Genomic DNA, 2,253 nt, shown 5'->3' with positions numbered 1-2,253 from the left:
TAGACCAGTTATCTATACGTCGCGGTGGACGTGTTTTATTTCAAAAAGCGTCGATGCAGTTACACCCAGGATGGAAAATTGGCCTAACCGGTGTCAATGGTGCCGGGAAATCGACCCTGTTTTCAGCTTTGCTTGGTGGCATGGAGTCAGACACCGGTTCGTTGACCCGTCCTGCGGTATGGACCGTGGCGCATATGGCGCAGGAAATCAAAGCGCTGAATATGAAAGCCATTGATTTCGTCTTGTCCGGCGATGAAGAATACTGGGATATTCAACAGAAACTGGAGCAGCCAGATCAGCTGGATGATGCAGAACTGGCCCATTTATATGGCCGTTTTGATGAAATTTCAGGTTATTCTGCGCCGGCCAAAGCTTCGCAACTGATGGCCGGTCTGGGCTTTTTTGAACATCAATCCCAACTGGATGTTTCAAGTTTTTCTGGTGGCTGGCGCATGCGCCTGAATCTGGCGCGTACCCTGATGAGCCGTTCCGATTTACTCCTTCTTGATGAACCGACCAACCATTTAGACCTGGATGCCATTCTCTGGCTCGAAGACTGGCTGAAAGCCTATGAAGGTACGCTGGTGCTGATTTCGCATGACCGGGATTTCCTCGATGCGATTACCGATCATATTTTACATATTGAAAATCAGGAACTGATTTTATATACCGGTAACTACTCGACCTTCGAGCGCACCCGCAGTGAACGTCTGGCGCAGCAGCAACAGGCTTATGAAAAGCAGCTGGAAACCCGCGCACATCTGCAAAAATATATTGACCGTTTTAAAGCGAAAGCCACCAAAGCCAAGCAGGCACAGAGCCGGATCAAACAGCTGGAGCGTATGCAGGAACTGTCTGCTGCCCATGTTGATACACCATTTACCTTCAGTTTCCGTGAACCGACCAAAATGAGTTCGCCTTTATTGCAACTGGAACATGCCGATATTGGTTATGGTGACAAGCTGATTGTCACCAATGTCAATTTACAGATCACGCCAAGCAGCCGGATTGGTTTGCTCGGGATGAATGGTGCCGGTAAATCCACCCTGATTAAATCGCTGGTCGGTGATTTAAAATTGCTTCAGGGTCTGCGTAAAGATTCAGAACTGCTCAATATTGGCTACTTTGCCCAACACCAAATGGATGCACTGGATGGCAATGCCAGCCCGATGTTACAGCTGGCCCGTATTGCCGATAAAAAAATCAGTGAAGCCAGCCTGCGTTCTTTCCTGGGCAGTTTTGGTTTTAGCGGCGAACGCATGGATACGCCAAGTGAAAGTTTCTCAGGCGGTGAACGTGCCCGTCTGGCTCTGGCATTGATTGTCTGGCAGCGTCCAAACGTGTTGATTCTGGATGAGCCGACCAACCATTTAGATCTGGATATGCGTCATGCATTGACCATGGCCTTGCAGGATTTTGAAGGTGCTGTGGTGCTGGTATCGCATGAGCGCCAGCTGATTGCCAGTGTCTGTGATGAATTGCTGCTGGTACATAATGGTCAATGCCGTGAATTTGACGGTGATCTGACCGCTTATGCCGACTGGTTACGTCAGGCCCGCATTGAGATGATCAAAAACGGGCAGAAGCCAGCCGAGCCGGTGAAATCTCAGGTCGAAGTCAAAGCAACCATTTCCAGACTGGACAAAGAAGCACAGCGTAAGGAAGCGGCACGCCAGCGGGAACTGAGCCGCCCGATTCGTAAAAATATCGAAAAATGTGAAACACAGATTTCAAAGGTTACGCCGCGACTGGCTGAAATTCAAAGCTTGCTCGGAGATAGTGCTTTATATGATGCCTCACGTAAAAATGATTTGCTCAAACTGATGAATGAGCAAACTGAGCTGAAAGCCAAACTGGAAACAGCCGAAGAACAGATGCTGGAACTAATGATGGAACTGGAAAGTCTGGAGCAGTCCTTCTAACACTATTTCAACACCCCCATTATCTGAGAGATGAGTAACAAGCGTTATTCATCTCTTTTTTTTATTAAAACCACCCATTTTTAATATTTTCCTCCTGCTTTTCATCTCCGTGTAGTTCCTTGCTATTCTTGAGTACTGCATCTCTTCTTCAAAACTTGACACATTTTGTCGTGAATTACGCAAGTGCCATATAAGTTTATTTTTTGGTGGTGTTTCAAAAAGTATGCTGAAAAAAAGCAGGTTGGATTTTGATAAAATAGAGAAATGCGAATAACTCTAGAAATCAAGTGTCCAGCCTGCCTAAGTGACAGTATAAAGAAAAATGGCACAA

General features: G+C 46.7%; 1 protein-coding gene. It reads left to right on the top strand.

The genetic code is table 11. The features are described 5' to 3' along the window. A partial coding sequence (locus tag FTV29_RS14890) for an ATP-binding cassette domain-containing protein (RefSeq protein WP_180075665.1) occupies window positions 1-1,922 on the top strand: 1,922 nt, incomplete at its 5' end. Between the last annotated feature and the right edge of the window lie 331 nt (window positions 1,923-2,253).

Source organism: Acinetobacter sp. YH12254, from assembly GCF_013417415.1.
Lineage (GTDB): Bacteria > Pseudomonadota > Gammaproteobacteria > Pseudomonadales > Moraxellaceae > Acinetobacter > Acinetobacter pseudolwoffii.
This window is presented reverse-complemented; position numbering and strand designations above follow the sequence as displayed.